Origin of the sequence: Kribbella sp. NPDC051586 (genome assembly GCF_044453965.1) — a bacterium.
GTDB lineage: Bacteria > Actinomycetota > Actinomycetes > Propionibacteriales > Kribbellaceae > Kribbella.
Window position 1 is genome coordinate 1,506,032 of the sequence record NZ_JBITDF010000001.1, and the last position, 18,021, is coordinate 1,524,052.

Annotated in this window: 18 protein-coding genes; 7 read left to right on the forward strand and 11 right to left on the reverse strand. The window is 69.2% G+C overall.

The features are described from left to right. Nucleotides 1-25: 25 nt before the first annotated feature. The 3 genes from ACIA58_RS07465 to ACIA58_RS07475 all read right to left on the reverse strand — a co-directional run bounded on the left by ACIA58_RS07465 (nucleotide 26) and on the right by ACIA58_RS07475 (nucleotide 2,319). On the reverse strand, nucleotides 26-1,090 hold the full coding sequence (locus tag ACIA58_RS07465; RefSeq protein WP_396402742.1) for an acyltransferase family protein: 1,065 nt from the start codon (nucleotides 1,088-1,090) through the stop codon (nucleotides 26-28). 78 nt (nucleotides 1,091-1,168) lie between these two features. Further along, nucleotides 1,169-1,366, reverse strand: coding sequence for a hypothetical protein (locus ACIA58_RS07470; protein ID WP_396402743.1), 198 nt, complete (start codon nucleotides 1,364-1,366; stop codon nucleotides 1,169-1,171). Next, the gene (locus ACIA58_RS07475; RefSeq protein WP_396402744.1) at nucleotides 1,366-2,319 is read right to left on the reverse strand and encodes a GlxA family transcriptional regulator; all 954 of its coding nucleotides are present in this window, start codon (nucleotides 2,317-2,319) and stop codon (nucleotides 1,366-1,368) included. The genes ACIA58_RS07470 and ACIA58_RS07475 overlap by 1 nt, the downstream gene beginning before the upstream one ends. 82 nt (nucleotides 2,320-2,401) lie before the next feature. Between ACIA58_RS07475 and ACIA58_RS07480 the strand changes: the two genes are divergently transcribed. Further along, nucleotides 2,402-2,662: a hypothetical protein gene (locus ACIA58_RS07480; protein ID WP_396402745.1), complete on the forward strand. Its 261-nt coding sequence runs from the start codon at nucleotides 2,402-2,404 to the stop codon at nucleotides 2,660-2,662. Here the strand turns inward: ACIA58_RS07480 and ACIA58_RS07485 are convergent. After that, nucleotides 2,650-3,828, reverse strand: a complete 1,179-nt coding sequence (locus ACIA58_RS07485; RefSeq protein ID WP_396402746.1) for a DUF418 domain-containing protein — start codon at nucleotides 3,826-3,828, stop codon at nucleotides 2,650-2,652. The two genes, ACIA58_RS07480 and ACIA58_RS07485, sit on opposite strands and share 13 nt — an antisense overlap. A gap of 93 nt (nucleotides 3,829-3,921) precedes the next feature. On the opposite strand from ACIA58_RS07485, the gene ACIA58_RS07490 reads away from it, so the two are divergent. Then, the gene (locus ACIA58_RS07490; protein ID WP_396402747.1) at nucleotides 3,922-4,746 is read left to right on the forward strand and encodes a class I SAM-dependent methyltransferase; all 825 of its coding nucleotides are present in this window, start codon (nucleotides 3,922-3,924) and stop codon (nucleotides 4,744-4,746) included. 6 nt (nucleotides 4,747-4,752) lie between these two features. On the opposite strand, the gene ACIA58_RS07495 is transcribed toward ACIA58_RS07490, so the two are convergent. After that, the gene (locus ACIA58_RS07495) at nucleotides 4,753-4,893 is read right to left on the reverse strand and encodes a hypothetical protein (RefSeq protein WP_396402748.1); all 141 of its coding nucleotides are present in this window, start codon (nucleotides 4,891-4,893) and stop codon (nucleotides 4,753-4,755) included. Between the two features lie 103 nt (nucleotides 4,894-4,996). On the opposite strand from ACIA58_RS07495, the gene ACIA58_RS07500 reads away from it, so the two are divergent. Next, entirely contained in the window at nucleotides 4,997-5,854 is an 858-nt protein-coding gene (locus ACIA58_RS07500; protein ID WP_396402749.1) for a DNA-formamidopyrimidine glycosylase family protein, read from the forward strand. Here the strand turns inward: ACIA58_RS07500 and ACIA58_RS07505 are convergent. Together ACIA58_RS07505 and ACIA58_RS07510 are read right to left on the reverse strand one after the other, a co-directional pair. Further along, nucleotides 5,847-6,788: a trypsin-like serine peptidase gene (locus ACIA58_RS07505; RefSeq protein WP_396402750.1), complete on the reverse strand. Its 942-nt coding sequence runs from the start codon at nucleotides 6,786-6,788 to the stop codon at nucleotides 5,847-5,849. The two genes, ACIA58_RS07500 and ACIA58_RS07505, sit on opposite strands and share 8 nt — an antisense overlap. Before the next feature lie 73 nt (nucleotides 6,789-6,861). Continuing rightward, on the reverse strand, nucleotides 6,862-7,698 hold the full coding sequence (locus ACIA58_RS07510; RefSeq protein ID WP_396402751.1) for a hypothetical protein: 837 nt from the start codon (nucleotides 7,696-7,698) through the stop codon (nucleotides 6,862-6,864). 124 nt (nucleotides 7,699-7,822) lie between these two features. Here ACIA58_RS07510 and ACIA58_RS07515 point away from each other — a divergent pair, with 124 nt between their 5' ends. Then, nucleotides 7,823-8,146, forward strand: a complete 324-nt coding sequence (locus tag ACIA58_RS07515) for a rhodanese-like domain-containing protein (RefSeq protein WP_396402752.1) — start codon at nucleotides 7,823-7,825, stop codon at nucleotides 8,144-8,146. 3 nt (nucleotides 8,147-8,149) lie between these two features. On the opposite strand, the gene ACIA58_RS07520 is transcribed toward ACIA58_RS07515, so the two are convergent. The 3 genes from ACIA58_RS07520 to ACIA58_RS07530 are packed head-to-tail and all read right to left on the reverse strand — an operon-like array spanning nucleotide 8,150 to nucleotide 11,017. Further along, the gene (locus ACIA58_RS07520) at nucleotides 8,150-9,298 is read right to left on the reverse strand and encodes a sensor histidine kinase (protein ID WP_396403320.1); all 1,149 of its coding nucleotides are present in this window, start codon (nucleotides 9,296-9,298) and stop codon (nucleotides 8,150-8,152) included. A 5-nt stretch (nucleotides 9,299-9,303) separates the two neighbouring features. Beyond that, a complete protein-coding gene (locus ACIA58_RS07525; protein WP_396402753.1) occupies nucleotides 9,304-10,461 on the reverse strand; it encodes a sensor histidine kinase in 1,158 nt (385 codons plus the stop codon). A gap of 13 nt (nucleotides 10,462-10,474) precedes the next feature. Continuing rightward, the gene (locus ACIA58_RS07530; protein ID WP_396402754.1) at nucleotides 10,475-11,017 is read right to left on the reverse strand and encodes a hypothetical protein; all 543 of its coding nucleotides are present in this window, start codon (nucleotides 11,015-11,017) and stop codon (nucleotides 10,475-10,477) included. Between the two features lie 133 nt (nucleotides 11,018-11,150). Between ACIA58_RS07530 and ACIA58_RS07535 the strand changes: the two genes are divergently transcribed. The 3 genes from ACIA58_RS07535 to ACIA58_RS07545 all read left to right on the forward strand — a co-directional run bounded on the left by ACIA58_RS07535 (nucleotide 11,151) and on the right by ACIA58_RS07545 (nucleotide 16,192). Further along, nucleotides 11,151-11,810, forward strand: a complete 660-nt coding sequence (locus ACIA58_RS07535; protein ID WP_396402755.1) for a response regulator — start codon at nucleotides 11,151-11,153, stop codon at nucleotides 11,808-11,810. A 112-nt stretch (nucleotides 11,811-11,922) separates the two neighbouring features. Beyond that, a complete protein-coding gene (locus ACIA58_RS07540) occupies nucleotides 11,923-15,273 on the forward strand; it encodes a phosphodiester glycosidase family protein (RefSeq protein ID WP_396402756.1) in 3,351 nt (1,116 codons plus the stop codon). Between the two features lie 10 nt (nucleotides 15,274-15,283). Further along, complete coding sequence (locus tag ACIA58_RS07545) at nucleotides 15,284-16,192, forward strand: LD-carboxypeptidase (protein WP_396402757.1); 909 nt, start codon at nucleotides 15,284-15,286, stop codon at nucleotides 16,190-16,192. Here ACIA58_RS07545 and ACIA58_RS07550 read toward each other — a convergent pair. Continuing rightward, nucleotides 16,164-17,951, reverse strand: coding sequence for an alpha/beta fold hydrolase (locus ACIA58_RS07550; RefSeq protein WP_396402758.1), 1,788 nt, complete (start codon nucleotides 17,949-17,951; stop codon nucleotides 16,164-16,166). The genes ACIA58_RS07545 and ACIA58_RS07550 overlap by 29 nt on opposite strands. Nucleotides 17,952-18,021 lie beyond the last annotated feature (70 nt).

Sequence of the window (18,021 nt, forward strand, 5' to 3'; positions counted from 1 at the left end):
AGTATTAGATGCCGAATATCCGGTGTCAAGTATTCAGCCAGGCAAATGCGCGAGCCCCGAGCCCACGCACCCGGAGCCCACGCACCCCGAGCGCCGCCAACGCGCGGTACGCCGGTTCCTCGACGTACTTCGTCAGCAGCCAGGCCAGCGCGACCACACCGATGACCGCGCCGGCCATCTGGGTGAGCCGGTCCGCTCCGAGCTCCATCAGGCGGTACGCGATCAGGTAGCCGACCACCTGGTTGAGCAGGTACAGCCCGAACGAGATCCGGGCCAGGAACTGGATCGGACGCTGGAACCGGGTGAACGCAGTCCAGTCCGGCCCTCGCGCCGCGCCGGCGACGAAGACGAGCAGCAGTCCGATGCCCAACGAGGACGGGAGGTCTGCGGTGTGGGCGTGCTGGGCGAAGACCGTCGCCGCGAGCAGCGCGCCGAGGTGCAGTACGCCGATCCGCCGCTGCGACCAGAGCCAGATCGCGATGCCGATCGCGAACAGTTGCAGGCGATGCAGCCCGAGACCGTTCCAGGTCTGCTGGACCCAGAGCGGGCTGTGGCCGATCCGGTCGTTCCACTGCAGTGCCACCGGGGCGATGATCATGATCCAGAGCATCGTGGTGATCCGCGGTCCGATGCCGCGCGGCCACAGCAGAGCGGCCGCGGCGAAGGCCATCAGTTGGAGCGGCAGCGTCCAGTACGAGCCGTCGATGAGCTGGATGCTCGAGTCGAACGACGCCGCCAGCGTCAGGTTGCCCCACAGGTCGCGCCGAGTCGGCAGGATCCAATTGCTGGGCCCGAACAGCACCACGGCCGTGTACGTGAACAGCACAGCGACCAGGTACGGCGGGAGCACCCGGCAGACGCGCCGCCACAACCAGCGCGAGGTCGATCCCTTCCGGATCGTCACGCAGACGAAGTACGCGCTGATCACCAGCAGGATGCTGGCCCCGACCTGGAACGGGTACCGACCGAGCGGTGCGCCGAGCTCTGGGTGGAGGAACGGGCCCTGGTACGTGACGTGGGTGAAGATCACCGCGAGCACCGACACGACGCGAACCACGTCCCAGCTCAACCTGCGTTTCGAGTCACTCACTGCTCCCGACCCTAGCCAGGGCGTGGGGTGCGGACGCAAATCGAACGGGCCGCACGTGTGCGGTGTCACGTTCTCCGGTCAGAGCGGCTTGACCCAGCGGGACCACGCGGGCTGCGGCGCGTATCCGGCGGTCGACCAGACCCGGTGGGCCGGCTCGTTGTCGTCGAGCACCATCGCGTCGGCGCGCGTCCCGCCGTACGAAGCGAAGCGTGCCCCGGCCCGGATGACCAGCTCGCGGCCGATCAGCCGCAGTACGGCGTTGCGGTAGGCAACCATCAGCTGGCGGTCTGGAACGTACGGCGGTAATCCTGTGGCGGCACGCCCACCACTCTGCGGAAGTGATGCCGCAGCAGCGCTGCCGTCCCGAATCCTGACTCGGACGCGATCTGCTCGATGCCCATCCGGGTCTGCTCGAGCAGGGTGCGGGCGCGCAGTACGCGCTGGGTGGTGACCCACTTCAGCGGCGTGGTCCCGGTCTCGGCCACGAAACGGCGGGCGAAGGTGCGCTCGGACATCTGCGCGCGCCGGGCCAGCGCGGGCACGGTGTGATCGATGCTGATGTTGTCGACCATCCAGTCGAGCACCGGCTGCAGGCTCTCCCCGGACGACTCCGGCACCGGTACGTCGACGTACTGCCGCTGGCCGCCGTCGCGTTGCGGCGGGACCACCATCCGGCGGGCGATCCGGGTCGCGACCGCGCTGCCGAGCTCGCGCCGGACCAGGTGCAGGCAGGCGTCGATGCCGGCCGCCGTACCGGCGCTGGTGATGATGTTGCCGTCGTCGACGAACAGCACGTCCGGGTCGACCTTCGCGGTTGGGTACTGCTGCTGGAACCCCTCGGTGTAGCGCCAGTGCGTAGTGCACGGCCGGCCGTCGAGCAGTCCGGCCGCGCCGAGGACGTACACCCCGGAACACACGGTCAGCAGGATCGCCCCGCGGGCCTCGGCCCGTCGGAGTGCGTCCAGCACACGCTCGTCGTACTCGAGCCGCCGGGTGGTGGCCGGGATGCCGATCAGGTCGGCGTCCTCGAGCTCCTCCAGCCCGTACGGCGCGATCACTTGCGAATGGGTGCTCGTCTCCATCGACTTCCCCGGCGTGGTCGAGCACACCTTGAAGTCGAACGGTGGCACACCGTCGTCGGTGCGATCCAGTCCGAAGACCTCGGCCAGTACGCCGAACTCGAACAGGGCGACGTCCTCCATCAGCACAACCGCGACCTTTTGCAGCATGCCGCCAGTATGGCAGGAATTTGTCGAACTATGTCAATAGTGCCACTGGTGGCAGGATCTGAATGGTAGAATCATTACTGCCATGACCGGATACGTAGTTCTCGTAGTACTCGTGCTGGCTGTGATCGCAGCTCTGGAGATCAGCAACAGGCGCCACTCGACCGGTCCGGCGGCCGGCCCGAAGGGCACCTGGGTCGCCGACGACCGCGACGTGGCCCGGACCAAGCTCGACCTGCTCGCGCTCGGCGCAGCGGCCAAGCCCTTTGCCCACAAGCCCCTTTCGACCACCGGATCCGTGCACGCGATCCGGCTGCACAGCACCCACGGCCGTCACGCGGCCTGATCGACCTTTCGCCAGCTGGGGGCGGTCGCGTTCGTGGCCGCCCGCAGTGCTCCTTCGACCGGGCCGTAGCGGAAGGTGCTGAGCCAGAAGTGGCTCAGGATCACCTGCAGGACGAAGATCCCGACCGCGAAGCCGATGGTCTCCAGTGGCGACACCTGACCCACCAGGCCGAACCCGACGCCGGTGAAGATCAGCAGTGTCGCCACTGACTGTCCCAGGTAGTTCGACAACGCCATGCGGCCGGCCGGTGCCAGTAGCCGGCGGATGTCCTCGCCGCGATCGGTGTGCATGAACCGCAGCAGCGATGCGACGTACGCGGCCGTCAGGAACGGTGCGGTCATCACGCTGATCAGTACGCCGCTGGTGTCGCCGTTGCCGCCGAGCGACGCGTAGTACAAGCCGCCGGTGATCCCTACGGTGAAGCCGACGAGTTGGATGAGCCGTAGTGCCGCCTCGGTGCCGTTGAGGTTCTTCAGCAGGCGGCGCCGTCCGACCACCATGCCGACCAGGAACGCGGCCAGGGTGGTCGGGCCTTGCACCGTCAGCAGCGACAGGCCGTACGTCGGCAGTGCGCGTACGTGCTCGCCGATGACCTCGCTGAACGAGCCGGCCAGGTTCGCGGTGGTCTGCTGCGCGGCGGCGACCGCAGTACTCGGGTCGAGGATCGCTGAGGTGTCCAGGAACAGCGCTGCGACTGCCAGCGTGACGAACAGGTACGCGTAGATCGCTCCGGCGACCAGGAGCGCCGTACGGTCCTTGACGCGGCGCATGCCGAGCAGGACCAGGCCGATGATCGCGTACACGCTGAGGATGTCGCCGGTGATCAGGAAGACGCCGTGCAGTACGCCGATCACGAACAGGCCGCCCAGCCGCCGCAGCATCCGCGGCCGGAACGCTGCGCCCGCTCGCTGCGCCGCCTCCATCTGCAGTTGGAAGCTGTACCCGAACAGGAACGAGAACAGCAGGTAGAACTTCATGTCCACGAAGGCCATGGAGAGCCAGCGCAGCGTCTGGTCGAGCCAGGAGTTGTACGCCGGGTCGTCCGCGACGTGGATCGGGAACCCGGATGCGGCGAAGGTGATGTTCACGACCAAGATGCCCAGGAGGGCGAAACCACGCAGCGCGTCGATGTCCTGAATGCGCGTCCGATCCAGTACCTGGCTCATGCCCTCCAGCACACCAGCACAGCCCCCCGGGCACAGTCGCGCTGAATCCCGTCCGGGGGTAGAGCTAGCCCTACCCCGAATACCCTCGGACCCGTGACTGACTATCGGGACGTCAACCGGGCCAACTGGGACGAGCGGGTGCCGGCGCACGTGGCGTCGCCCAGCTACCACGTGGAGCAGTTCCTCTCGGACCCCTCGTACCTGAGTGAGGTGGTCCGGTTCGACCGGCCGCGGCTCGGCGACGTCAGCGGACTGCGCGGCGTACACCTGCAGTGCCACATCGGCACGGACACCGTGTCGTTGGCGCGGCTGGGTGCGCGTATGAGCGGGCTCGACTTCTCACCGGCGGCGGTCGAGCAGGCTCAGTCGATGGCGGAGCGGCTCGGGTTGGCGATGGACTTCCAGGTGGCCGACGTGTACGACGCGGTGGAGGTGCTCGGCGCGGCGTCGTACGACTTCGTTTACACCGGGATCGGGGCGCTGTGCTGGCTGCCCGATATCCAGCGGTGGGCGCAGGTGGTCGCCGGATTGCTGAAGCCTGGCGGACGGCTCTTCCTCCGTGAGGGGCATCCGATGCTGTGGGCGCTGGACGCCGGCACGGAGGTCCCCGAGGTGCGCTTCCCGTACTTCGAGACCGCGGAGGCGATCGTGTGGGACGAGGGCGGCACGTACGTCGAGACCGAGGTCGAGTTCGCCACCACTGTCACGCACGAGTGGAACCACGGGCTCGGCGAGATCATCACCGCGGTACAGCAGGCCGGGCTCGTGTTCGACTCACTCACCGAACACGACAGCGCACCCTGGAACGCCCTCCCCGGCCTCATGACCGAGGACGGCGACGGTGAGTGGCGCCTCACGGAGAATCCGCACCATCTGGCCGCCACCTACACCCTCCAGGCGCACAAACCTGCCCGGTAACCAGGCTCAGTGAGCGCGGCGCTGCTGGACCTTCTGGAATGCTTCCTTGATCTTCTGCTGGTTCTCCGGCTTGCTCAGCTCACGCTGCGCAACCTGCACCAACTTGGCGACGACAGCGCCCTTCACCAACGTCTTAACAAACCCCATCAGGGCCTCCCAAACTCTGTTGCCCCCGACGCTACCGTCCGCCACAACCCCCTTCCATGGGTGATCCGCCGGAACTGTCCCTGGCGTCAGGCACACTAGGAGGGTGCCTGAGTTGCCGGAGGTGGAGTCGCTGGCCGCGTTTTTGCGGGAGCGGGCGGTGGGGCATGCGTTCGTGCGCGCTGACATCACGGCTATCAGTGCGCTGAAGACGTATGACCCGCCGGTGTCTGCGATGGTCGGGTTGCTGATCGACGACGTGCAGCGGCACGGGAAGTTCCTGGATATCTCCGCGCAGGGCGTGCACCTGGTGATCCATCTGGCCCGCGCCGGCTGGCTCCGGTGGAAAGACGAGCAGAACACCGGACTCGTGCGACCGGGGAAGGGCCCGATCGCGCTCCGGACCGTGCTCGACGACGGGTCAGGGTTCGACCTGACCGAGGCCGGGACGCAGAAGAAGCTCGCGGTGTACGTCGTGCGCGACGTCGACGAGGTCCCCGGGATCGCGCGGCTCGGGCCGGATCCGTTCACGCTGTCGCTCGAGGACTTCAGCGACATCCTCAAGCGCCAGGGCCGGGTCCAGCTCAAGGGCGTCCTGCGGAGCCAGTCGGTGATCGCCGGCATCGGCAACGCGTACTCCGACGAGATCCTGCACGTCGCGAAGATGAGCCCGTTCAAACCGGCGTCGAACTTGTCCGAGGACGAGCTCAGGACCCTGTACGACGCGATGCGCGAGACCCTCCAGGACGCGGTCGACCGCTCCGCCGGCCTCGCCGTACAGGACCTGAAGTCGGAGAAGAAGTCCGGCCTGCGCGTCCACGGCCGCAAGGGCGAGAAATGCCCGATCTGCGGCGACATCGTCCGCGAGGTCAGCTTCGCCGACTCCTCCCTGCAGTACTGCGCCACCTGCCAAACCGGCGGCAAGCCCCTCGCCGACCGCCGGTTGTCCAAGCTGCTCAAGTAGTCATCTGGTCGAACATGGTCTTCACGTCGGGCGTGTTCGGGGTCGACAGCAGGGTCGGGGTGCCGCTTGTCGTGCGGCGTGAAGTCACCGCGAAGACGTAGCCGAGGTTGGCGTCGATGCGGTCCTTGAGCCAGGGGCCGCCGCTGGCGCCGCCGTTCATCGAGCAGGTCAGGGCCGCGTCCGCGCCCCACGCGTACGTGTCGCCGTCGCAGTAGTACGGCACCTCGCCGTTGTACGGCGGCTCGGCCGGCCAGCCCCAGATCCGCGTGCCGGGCTGGCTCTGGCTGTTGCCCCAGACCAGTCCGTTCCCGCCTACCGCGTCGATCAGGTTCGCGCCGTTGCGCTGCTGCAGCGTGACGAACGCCTGGTCGTGGGTGAAGTCGCTGCTGTTGATCCAGGAGTCGAACGCGCGCGCCTGACTCCAGTTCCACAGGCCGTACCCGGACTGCCCGTTGTAGTACGCCGGCGCGAAAACGATGTTCGAGTGCCACGCACCACCGGCGCCGCTGTGCACGCAGTGTCCCGCGGTGATGATCAGGTTCTTGTAGTTGTTGTTGATCGTGGACGCGGAGCAGACGTAGTTCAGCCCGTTGTCCGTGAAGAACAACTTGCCCGCCGTACTGGGCACTGCGTCGTTCGCGAGCTTCGTCCCGCGCGGCGCGACGGGCTTCGAGGCGACTCCACTCGAGGTCGAAGTCCCTTGTTTTGAAGGGGTTCCCGTCGGCAGATCGGCCGGGATGGCGTTCCGCAGCTTCTCCGCGGTCCAGTATCCGGTCGCGTCCAACGCACCGGCCGGCGCCTTGGGCGGCAGTGCAGGCGCGCGTACGGCGGTCGTCGGTGCGATGACTTCAGAGGCGGCCGCGGCCGGAGCGCCGGCGGCGCCGGTGACGAGCAGGATTCCGGCGGCGAGCAGGCGGACAGTGGTTCTGCGCATGCGTGACTCCTCGATCGGGGCGGTAGATCGATTCCCGATCAGTACAGGTGAAGCGCTCTCAGAATGCAAGCGGTCACAGCGCAACGACGTACGGTGATGAAGCCGACCGTCGACCCGCCTCCAACCGCACCCGCAGCTCGTGCCGGCCGGGCGAGCCGGCGACCCGCGTCGCCCACCCGACGGACCGGCCCGGTTCGAGCCCGTCGAAGCTCCAGGCCTGCTCGGTCGCGGACCATCCCGGCGGCAGCGCGAGCTCGACCTCACCACGCGCCGGCGTCCGGCCGAAGTTCGTCACCACCACGGTGACCTCGTCGCGGCCCGGATGGATCGAGGCCAGTACGGCGCCGACCGGCGCGACGAGCACCCGCCGTACGCCGATGGGAATCGCGAGCGGCACCACTCGAAGCGCAGGCATCGGGAACGGGCCGACGGTGGTCCGCGTGAGCTGCTGACCCCTCACGCCGTACCGACGACCCGCCAGGCGGATGTGGTGCATGCTGTCCGGCTCCGCCATCCCGACGAACCGCACGGCGACATCCGCGGCGCGACGCGCGACGAGGTGGGCGGTTCTGCCGATCGGCGTGAGGTCCCAGACGCCGTCCGCGTTGGCGGTGACCGTGTCCGGTGGGACGATCCGCAGCTTCCCCTGCAACGCGACGCGGACGACCGGGGACTCGGCCGAGTCGGGCAGCCGGACAACCAGTTCGTCACCGTCGTGGCGCCAGGTCAGCGCGCGGCCGGTGTGGTCCTCGACGACGTGCAGTGGACTCGTAGCGAGACCTGGCAGGCGTACTTCGTGGTCCGGCGGACGGCGTGCGATCCGGAGCAGCAGGAGCTCACGACTCCGCAGGATCGCCTCACCCCAGGGTTGCGGTTCGAACTCTCCCGGGATCCCCTGAATCAGCGCCACCGCAGCCTCCCTTCGAGCCACGGTCCGAAATCCCCCGCCCGGTGTCAATAGCTTTCCGGACTCCGGGCAACCGCCTTCCGGAACCGGCCACGTGCGGGTACCACCGGTCTGCCATGCTTGGGGCATGTTCCGGAACCAGGAGATCCCCGCGGTGGTCGTGGCCGAGCTCGACGACGAGCTGCTCGCCGAGGCATTCGTGCTGGACGTGCGCGAGCCGGACGAGTGGGACCGTGGGCACATCGACGGGGCCGTGCACATTCCGCTCGGTCAGCTCCAGGACCGGGTCGGCGAGGTTCCGCTGGACCAGAAGGTGCTCTGCGTCTGCGCGGTCGGCGGCCGCTCCGGCATGGCCACCCAGTTCCTCAACCAGGTCGGCCGCGAGGCCATCAACCTCGACGGCGGCATGCACGCCTGGCAGACCTCCGGCCGCCCGGTCAGCACCAACTGACGTTCAGCCGCGGCGGCCGACTGCCCGCCTGGCGCGTCGGCGGTCGCCGCCGGGCATCGTCGCTTCGACCAGCCAGCCCCCGGCGACCGGTCCCGCGACCAGCTGACCACCCAGGTCCTGCACGCGTTCCCGCAGTCCCGCCAACCCATGGCCTGTCCCGGACAGCAGCGACTGCTGCGGGACCGCGTCGCCGTTCTCCACCCGCACCCTCAGGTCCCGGCCTGATCCACGGACCAGGACCCGGACCGCAGCACCGGGTGCGTAGCGCAGCGCGTTCGTCAGGCTCTCCTGCACGACCCGGAACGCCGCATGCGCGACCGGCGCCGACACCCCGTCGCGCGAACCCTCGAACCGGCACGACACGTCGAGCCCGCTCCGCGCCGCCCGCGTGACGATCTCCTCGATCAGCGACAGGTCCGGCCCGCCGACCTCCATCCCACCGAGCAGCTCGACCAGCCGGCGCAGGTCCTCGTGCCCCTGCCGAGCCGACTCCGCGAGCCCGGCGAACACCTGCGACGTACCGACCGGATCCCGGTCGACCAGCCGCTGCCCGGCCGCCGCCTGGATCACCATCACGCTGATCGCATGCCCGACGATGTCGTGCAGCTCCGACGCGATCCGCGCCCGCTCATGCCGTACGGCGAGCTCCGCGAACAGCTCGCGCTCCTCCTCGAGCTCGCGCCCACGCCGCGCGAGCGCCTCTGCCGACTCCCAGTGCAACCGCAGTACCGTCCCGGCCAGGAAACTCGGCACGCTGAACATGATCAACGGAACCTCGATGTTGTCCCCGAGGATCATCCAGAGCACCGCCAAGTACGCCGCCAGCGCGCCCGCGACCGCCCACGAGGCCCGCCCGGACCACCCGAGCGCCGCCACGAGCGTGAGCAGCGCGAGGATCGCGAACGCCGTATCCGGGAACCACCCGTACGCGTTGAGCACGACCGGCACCAGCACGAGCGCGCCGCCCAGTACGGCGACCAGCCGGGGACGGCTCCGCCACCACAACAGCGTGAGCCCGCTCCCGATCAGGGCCGCCGTGAAGAGGTTCCCGACGACGGACGTAGGCCAGCCGTGGATCGCCGTCGGCAGGGCGATGACCGCGGCGACCAGCGCCACGATCCCCACTGCTTCGAGCCTGCGCGCGGCGTTCATCTCGCTCAACCAACCACCGGCAGCTGAGCGACGGCACCCGCCCGGCCCTTGGTGACCTTCACCTCGACCGAACCGCCGAGCAACTTCGCGCGCTCCTTCGCCCGGGCCACGGCCGCCTTCAGATCGGCCGCCTCGCCGACCTGCCCGTTCACCCGGATCTCGAGCGCATCGGCCTCGAAGCGCACCGACACGACGATCGGCGCATCGGCCTGATCGGCCAGCGCGGTCACGAGATGCTCGACGATCCGGTACGCCGAAAGCTCGACCGTCGCGGGCAAGGCCCGCGGGTCGCCCGTCACCACCAGCTGCGAGTGCGCCGTACGCAGCCGTGCGAGCAACGTGTCGAGATGCGCCACTGTCGGGGTCGGCGCGAACGCGACGTCGTCACCGCGCAGCAGCCCGACGATCTCCCGCATGTCGTCGAGCGTCCGCCGGCTGTCCGACTCGATCGACTCCAGCACCGCCCTCGCCTCCGCGGGCGGCAACCCGTCCGCGGACTCGGCCGCCGTGGTCAGGTCGGCGAGCCGCTCCTGCAGCAGTCCGTCGAGCTGCCGCGACAGCCGGGCCCGGTCGTCCGCGACCTCGACCGCCGCCCGGTCGTCCCGCAGTTGCCGCAGCTCCGCTTCGCGGTGCGCGAGCTCCAGGTTCAGCGCCGTACGACGGCGAGCCGCCAGTCCGACCCCGAACACGATGCACACGATCGGCAGCGCGAGCAGGGCCGCACTCGGGCCGGTGGTCGCGTCGACCACCACCACGAGCACGGTCAGTACGACGCTGAGCCCGCCCACCATCCAGGCGATCGTCCGGTTGGCCGCCAGCGCCCCGAGGAACGCGAGCACGAACGCGAGCGGGAGACCCGCGCCGCAGCGGGTCACCCATCCGAACAACAGGTCGTGCGCGGCCAGCGCCAGCGTGGAGACCGTGGCGACGGCGAGGATGCCTCGCCGCCACCACAGCACCGGAACCGTCGCCGCCGCGAACACCGGAATCATCCAGAACGAGTGCGAGCTCTGTGCGTGCACCATCGATCCCTCCGCGATGGCGTTGCGCACCTGGGCGTCGGAGGTCTGGATGTTCTCGACCATCAGCAGGACACCGAGCACGGTGAGGCCGCCCGCGATCCCCCAATCGCGGAGCTTGACCCCTCTGAAGACCCCACCCATGACCAGCTCCTACTCAAGCGGCCGTGTGCTCGTGGACCGTCGCCACCGCGGCGGACTGCTTGGTGACTCGATTCTGCACGAGTACGCCGATCCCGTAGAAGAGCGCGATCCCCGGCAGTGCGATCACCAGCGCGCCGGCGACGGTGTCGATCGACGCGTCCCGCCACAGCATCACGAGCTGGCCGGCGACGATTCCCGCGAGACCGATCAGCTGGTTCGCCCACGAGCCGGCGTACCGCGCAACGGCGTACGCGAGCGCGAAGCCCAGCGGGATGAGCACGCCACAGCGAGTCAGCCAGCCGAACGCGACCACGTGCGCCAGCGTGGCCACGGCCGTGAAGCCGACCACCGCGAGGATGTTGCGCCGGCGCCACAGGATCGGCAGCGTGACCAGCAGGAACACCGGCAGCATCGCCCACGTGGTCGTCGACAGCGGGTGCGGCAGGTCGGCGTCGGCGGCGGTGATGTTCTCGATCATCAGCAGCACCCCCGCAGCGGTCGCCAGACCGGCCAGCGCGTAGTCGAGAGGCCTGACCCCTTTGAAGATCTCGTTCATTGCTTTGTCCCTTCGTCCCCGGGTCTTCTGACCCCATGTCGCGAAGGTAGATTCCGGCTTCTGTCGTCCACGTCTGGCGCAAGGATGATTCGCGTCGTCCGTACGGATGACCCGCATCCGGCACAATCAGGCTGTGTCCGAAAAGATCCGTGTGCTGGTTGCCGACGATCAGACCCTGGTGCGCACCGGTTTCCGGGTGATCCTGGAGGCCGAGGGCGACATCGAGGTGGTCGCCGAGGCCGACACGGGTACGGCGGCCATCCGACAGGCCCAGCTCGCCGCGCCGGACGTGATCCTGATGGACATCCGGATGCCCGAGCTCGACGGGCTGTCCGCGACCGAGGAGATCCGCCGGCAGCCGGACCCGCCGACGATCATCGTGCTGACCACCTTCGACCAGAACGAGTACGTCTACCGCGCGCTGCGGGCGGGCGCGGCCGGGTTCCTGCTCAAGGACTCCCCGTCGACCCGCCTGATCGCGGCCGTCCGGGCAGCGGCGACCGGCGACTCACTGATCGAGCCGGCGATCACCCGGCGGCTGGTCGAGCGCTTCGTCGAGCCGGTCGAGCCGAAGGGGATGCCGGCCGAGCTGGCCGCGCTGACCGAGCGAGAGCTCGACGTACTGCGGTTGATCGCGCGGGGGCTGTCCAACGCCGAGATCGCGGCCGAGCTCGTGGTGGCCGAGACGACCGTGAAGACGCACGTCGCGCGGCTGCTCACCAAGCTCGGGGTCCGCGACCGGGTGCAGGCCGTCGTGGTGGCCTACGAGACCGGATTCGTCAACCGGCATTGAGCTGCATTCGAGGCGAACGGTAGGTGAAAGACCTTCCGGTTCGGTCCGCGAAAGGTTAGTTTGTCACAGCTGTCCGTCCGTTGGGGAGGCTCCTGTGTCGATCGTTCGTGTGTTGACCACTACGGTGGGCGTCGGCGGCCTACTTGCCGGCGTCCTCGTCAATCCGGCCCTCGGGCAGACCGCCAAAGGCATCACCGACGCCGAGATCGCCCAGGACGGCGTGCTGACGTCGCGTGTGGACAGCCCGGTCGCGCCGGGCGTGAACTACACGTCGTTCGAGCGGCTCGACCCGAAAGGGTGGCAGCGGGGCGACATCCTCGACACCGACCTGGACAAGCACGGCGTGACCGTGGACCTGGTCAACAACGGCGGCAAGGTGTCCGGCGGTCAGCCCCTCAGTCAGCAGCTCGCCCGCAAGGGCGCGATCGCCGGCGTGAACGGCGACTTCTTCGACATCAACGACACCACCGCGCCGCTCGGCGTCGGCGTCGAGCAGAGCGGCAAGCTGCTCAACGCGCCGGCCGCGGGCCACAACGACACCGCGGTGATCGGCAAGGACGGCCTCGGCTCGATCGCCCAGCTGTTCCTCCAGGGGACGGCTGTCGACGGTGCGACGAAGCTGGAGCTCACCAACCTCAATTCGCCGGCCGTCAACACCGGCGGCATCGGCCTCTACACCCCGGAGTGGGGCGACGCGGCCCGGACCCGGACCGTGGACGGCCTGCCGACCGTACGCGAGGTGATCCTTCGGGACGGTGTGGTCGTCTCCTCGGCCACCACTCCGGCAACCACCCCGTTGGCCGCCAACGAGCAGGCGCTGATCGGCCGCGAGGCCGGCGCCGACGCGCTCGCAGCCTTCGCGATCGGCGACAAGGTCGACCTGCAGTACGGCCTGCGCCCGGACGCGGCCGATGTCGCGGTCGGCATCAGCGGCAACTACCAGCTGGCCAAGGACGGCAAGGTCCCCGACGACGTGCCGGACGCGGATCTCGCGCCGCGGACCGCGGTCGGGTTCGACGCCGACGGCAGCCGGATGATCCTGCTCACCGTTGACGGCCGGGCGACCGGATCGCGTGGGTTGTCGCTGAAGGAGATGGGCGAGCTGATGATCAGCCTCGGGGCTGACGACGCGCTCAACCTGGACGGCGGCGGCTCCTCCACGATGCTGGCCCGGACACCGGGCAAGGCCGCGCCGGACGTGGTGAACGACCCGTCCGACGGCGGCGAGCGGCTGATCCCGAACGGTCTGGGACTCCTCCCGGTCAAGGGCTCCGGCAAGCTGAAGGGCTTTCGCGTCGAGTCTGTCGGCACCTCCGAAGAAGGCCCCGACGCGGACATCTCCCGCAGCTCCCGCGTGCTCACCGGCCTCAGCCGGGTGCTGAGCGCCACCGGCTACGACGAGACCTACGCGCCCGCAACGGGTACGCCGTCCTGGTACGCCGGCAGCAATGTCCGCGTCGACCAGCACGGTGTCGTCACGGGCCGCCGAGCCGGCGACGTGATCGTCACCGCGACCCGCGGCGCAGCGAACGGAAGGTTCCCGATGACAGTGCTCGGTACGCCGACCCGCCTCGCGCCCTCGACCCGCCAGGTCTCGCTCGCCGACTCGACCGCCAAGGGCTTCTTCGAGGTCGACGGGTACGACGCCGACGGGTTCTCCACCTGGGTCGAGCCGAGCGACGTCAAGCTCGACTACGACCCGGCCGCTGTCAAGGTCGTTGCCAAGCGCAACGGCTTCGAGGTGAACGCGCTCACCGACGACGCGGTCTCGACCGTCATCACCGCGAAGGTCGGTGCCCTGAGCACCCAGTTGAGCGTGACGTCGGGGCTGACCAGCACGGTGGTCGACAAGCTGGACGATCTGACCAAGTGGGCGGCGAACGCCGTACCGGTCGGTGCGGCGACGGCGTCGAGGTCCGCTGCGGAAGGACATGACGGCGGGCCGGCGATCGCGCTCGACTATTCGCTGACGGGCAGCACGGCCACGCGGGCGGCGTACCTGTCGCAGACTCCGCAGCAGACGCTGCCCGGTCAGCCGCAGAAGCTCGGCGCCTGGATCTACGGCGACGGCAAGGGCGCATGGCTGCGGGCGAACGCGTACGACGCGGCCGGCGGTACGGCGCAGACGCTGAACCTCGCCGCCACGGTCGACTGGACCGGCTGGAAGTATGTCGAGGCGGACATCCCGCCGGGGCTGGCGTACCCGCTGCGGTTCTGGCGGATCTACGTCGTGGAGACCTCGCCGACCCGGCAGTACTCGGGCCGGATCATCGTCGACGACCTGACCATCCGCAGCGCGCCGCCGGTGACGGTGGACCCGCCGGCCAAGGTGATCGACCCGATGGTCGTCACCGACGGGACCGTGACGGGCAACGGCCGCTGGCGGTTCGCGGTGATGTCGGACGCGCAGTTCACCTCCGACGACCCGAACTCCGACTACGTGAAGCAGGCCCGGCGGACGATCCGCGAGGCGCTCGCGCAGAATCCCGACTTCCTGGTGATCAACGGCGACTTCGTCGACCGCGCCTTCGGGCCGGACATCGCGCTGGCCAAGCAGATCATCGACGAAGAGGTGGCCGGCAAGGTGCCGGTGCACTACGTACCAGGCAACCACGAGACCTACGGACCGGGTGACCTGTCGGAGTGGAAGAAGGTCTTCGGGGCGGCGACCAGCACGTTCGACCACAAGGGCACCCGGTTCATCCTGCGCGACTCGTCGCTCGGGTCGCTGCGGGCCGGTGGGTTCGACCAGATCCTCGATCTGCGCAAGCAGCTCGACTCAGCGGCTGCCGATCGGTCGATCAAGAACGTGGTCGTCATGGCGCACCACCCGATCGACGACCCGTCGCCGACACAGAACTCGCAGCTCGGTGACCGCAAGGAAGCCGCGATGATCGTCCAATGGCTGGCCAACTTCAGAGCCTCGACCGGCAAGGGCGCGGCGTACATGGCGGGGCACGCCGGGACGTTCGCGGCGACGCGGACCGATGGTGTCCTGCTGCCGCTGACGGGCAACTCGGGTAAGAGCCCGGCGGCCGCGCCGGACGCGGGCGGCTTCACCGGCTGGGCGCTGGTCGGGATCGACCCGCATGTGACGGCTGCGCCGGCTGGCGAGCGGAACTGGTCGGCTCCCGAGCGGTCCTGGTTCCAGGTCGAGCTGCGCCCGCACGTCGACTCACTCGAGTTGACCGCCCCCGCGTCGCTCCGCCGCGGCCAGTCCGCGACAGCATCCGCCACGGTCATCCAGGAGGACCGGAGGGTGCCAGTCACCTTCCCTGTCTCTGCGGACTGGTGGGGCTCGACCTTCCTGTACATCGGTCCGGCAAAGGCGGCGCCCTTCTGGGCAGTCGCGTCGTACGACCCGGCGACGGGCCAGCTCACCGCTCTCCGCCCGGGTACCGCACAGCTGGGCGTGACGGTGAACGGAGTCTCCAAGAGCACGATGCTGCGAGTGGATTGGTAGCGTCCTCGGCGTGACTGACGTGGTGGTGCCGCAGCGGCTGCGGACTGGTGATCGGGTTGCTGTGGTGGCGCCGTCGGGTCGGGTGGACGGTGCACGCCTCGAGATCGGCCTGGAGCACCTCAGGTCGTGGGGCGTCGAGGTGGACGTGATGCCGTCCGTACTGGCCGGGCACGAGCGGTTCGAGTACCTCGCCGCGGACGACAAGGCCCGCGCGGAGGACCTGCGGAACGCGTGGCTGGACGAGCGGTACGCCGCGGTGTTCTGCGCGCGTGGTGGGTACGGCGTGCAGCGAATGCTCGAGTACGTCGACTTCGACGAGCTGGTCGCCGTACCGAAGTGGTTCCTCGGGTTCAGCGACATCACCGCGCTGCACGAGCCGCTGAACGCACGTGGTCTGGTGACGCTGCACGGTCCGATGGCTGCGGCTGTGGAGCAGTTGGGGAACACGGAGGGCCGGGAGCGGCTGCGGGCGTTGCTGTTCGAGCCGTCGCGTGTGACCGACTTGCTGGCACCGCATGGCGGCCGCACGGTCGTCGGTGGGGTCGCTGAGGGTCGGCTGCTCGGCGGCAACCTCGCACTACTCGCCTCAAGCCTCGGTACGCCGACCTATGTGCCGCCCGCGGGTGTCGTCGTGCTGGAGGAGGTCGACGAGGCCGGCTATCGAGTGGACCGGATGCTGACCCAGCTGCTGCGCGCCGGGTGGTTCGATGCGGTGACGGGTCTGGTGATCGGCGACTTCAGCGGCGTCCAGGATCCAGTCGATGTGGTCCGCGAGCGGCTCGAGCCCCTCGGCGTACCGATGGTCGAGGGCGCGGCGATCGGCCACCAGGCGCTGAACCTCGCCGTACCGCTGGGCCTGCCGGTCCGGCTGGACGCCACCGCCGTAACCCTCACACCAAGTGCTCTCGCAGGAAGTTGAACGCCTGCGGGTACGCGTCGAGGCGGTTCTTGAGTTTGGCGAGACCGTGGCCCTCGTCGGGGTAGACCAGCAGCTGGCACGGTACGCCGCGCTTCGTCAGGGCGGCTGTGATCTGCTCGGCCTCGGACAACGGCACACGCGGGTCGTTGGCGCCATGGATGACGAACAGCGGCGCACGGATGTCGTCGACCCGGCTGAGCGGGCTCGCCGACTCCAGGAACGCGCGGTCCGTGGCCAGGTAGCCGTACTCGCGCTCACGCATGGACCGCCGGTAGTCGGAGGTGTTCTCCAGGAACGTCACCAGGGAAGCGATGCCGACGATGTCCACTCCGGCCGCCCACAGGTCCGGCTGGAACGAGACACCGGCCAGCACCATGTAGCCGCCGTACGAGCCACCCCACAGCGCAGCCCTCTTCGGGTCGCCGCCGATGGTCGGCAGCCAGGTGTTGATCGCGGCCAGGTCCTTCACCGAGTCCAGGCGCAGCTCTCGGTCGTCGAGCGTGTACCAGCGCTTGCCGTAGCCGGCCGAGCCGCGGACGTTCGGCACGACGACCGTGTGCCCCTCACCGGCCAGCGCGGAGATGATCGGACTCCAGATCCGCAGCGCCGCACCCTCCGGACCGCCGTGCACATGAACCACGGTCGAACCCAGGTCCGCAGCGGTCGGCCGGAACACGAACACCGGCACCTGCTCCCCGTCGAACGACGGCACGCGCAGACTCTCCGGATGCTGTAGCTGGGGCGGCACCTCCGACGTCTCCGGCGGCTGGATCGCGGTCACCTCACCGCTCGGCACGAACCGGAACACCGTCGGCGGCGTCACCGGCGAGTTGTAGGTGATGGCCGCGAACGAGCCGTCCGACGACCAGATCGGATCCGGGGTTGCCATCGACAGCGCCGCGACGCCACCGCCGGGCAGGTCGAGCGGTGCGATGAGCGAGCCGTCCTCCAGCCGGTGCAACGCCAGCGCGACCTCACCGTCCTCCAGCGCGGCGACCAGCAGGTGCTCGCCATCCGGTGATGGCCATCCGGCCAGGTCGCGCGCCTCGTCCACGAGTACGTCGCTCCACGCCGCGTCGACCACGTCGTAGCGGCGCAGCGCCATCCGGTCGCGGTCCGCGTTGGTCGACACGAGGAACGCGGACGAGTCCTCCAGCCAGGCGACAGCGCCCTGGTCGTTGTGCGCGTCCTCCGCCGTGAGCTCGGTGACGGATCGGCTCGACGTCTCGACCAGCAGCAGCTGCATCGAGTTCGCCGGGGTGCTCGCCTTGGCCAGGACGACCCACTTGTCGTCCGGGGAGGGGCTGACGCCCATGACCCAGCCGCCCTCGTCGTAGAGGACGGTCTCGCGACCGGTGGCCAGGTCGCGAGTGACCAGGTCGAAGTCGACGCCGTTGCGCCGGTTCGTCGTGTAGAGCAGCCGTCCGGTCCGGGCGGCGACCAGGCTGTGGATGTACTCCGAGTCGTGCACGAGCGGGGTCAGTGTGGGTAGGCCGGGCTCGTCGAGGTCGACCACGGAGAGCTGACTGCGCTCGTCGCCGCCGGTGTCGTGTTCGATGACGACCTGGCTGCTGCCGGGGACGAACCGGGCGCCGCGGCAGGTGTCGCCGAGATCGGTGAGTGCACGCCAGGACCCGTCCGGGGCGACCTCGTTGACCTGGCGGGTGCCGGTGCCGTCGTACAGCACGAGCATCCGGCCCTCGTCGTCCACGTCGAGGGCCATCGTGGTGGGCAGTGAGAACAGCGTCGTCAGCAGCACGCGTTCATCCTCACACGGGGATGGGTGGACCCGCGGGGATCGCAGGAGATCCTGTGGATAACCCTGGATC

Excerpts from the sequence above, each read along its gene's own strand:
- ACIA58_RS07525 (WP_396402753.1), bottom strand. The coding sequence starts at position 10,461 with ATGGGTGGGGTCTTCAGAGGGGTCAAGCTCCGCGATTGGGGGATCGCG.
- ACIA58_RS07530 (WP_396402754.1), bottom strand. The coding sequence starts at position 11,017 with ATGAACGAGATCTTCAAAGGGGTCAGGCCTCTCGACTACGCGCTGGCC.
- ACIA58_RS07515 (WP_396402752.1), top strand. The coding sequence starts at position 7,823 with ATGTTCCGGAACCAGGAGATCCCCGCGGTGGTCGTGGCCGAGCTCGAC.
- ACIA58_RS07495 (WP_396402748.1), bottom strand. The coding sequence starts at position 4,893 with ATGGGGTTTGTTAAGACGTTGGTGAAGGGCGCTGTCGTCGCCAAGTTG.
- ACIA58_RS07475 (WP_396402744.1), bottom strand. The coding sequence starts at position 2,319 with ATGCTGCAAAAGGTCGCGGTTGTGCTGATGGAGGACGTCGCCCTGTTC.
- ACIA58_RS07505 (WP_396402750.1), bottom strand. The coding sequence starts at position 6,788 with ATGCGCAGAACCACTGTCCGCCTGCTCGCCGCCGGAATCCTGCTCGTC.
- ACIA58_RS07485 (WP_396402746.1), bottom strand. The coding sequence starts at position 3,828 with ATGAGCCAGGTACTGGATCGGACGCGCATTCAGGACATCGACGCGCTG.
- ACIA58_RS07470 (WP_396402743.1), bottom strand. The coding sequence starts at position 1,366 with ATGGTTGCCTACCGCAACGCCGTACTGCGGCTGATCGGCCGCGAGCTG.
- ACIA58_RS07520 (WP_396403320.1), bottom strand. The coding sequence starts at position 9,298 with ATGAACGCCGCGCGCAGGCTCGAAGCAGTGGGGATCGTGGCGCTGGTC.
- ACIA58_RS07480 (WP_396402745.1), top strand. The coding sequence starts at position 2,402 with ATGACCGGATACGTAGTTCTCGTAGTACTCGTGCTGGCTGTGATCGCA.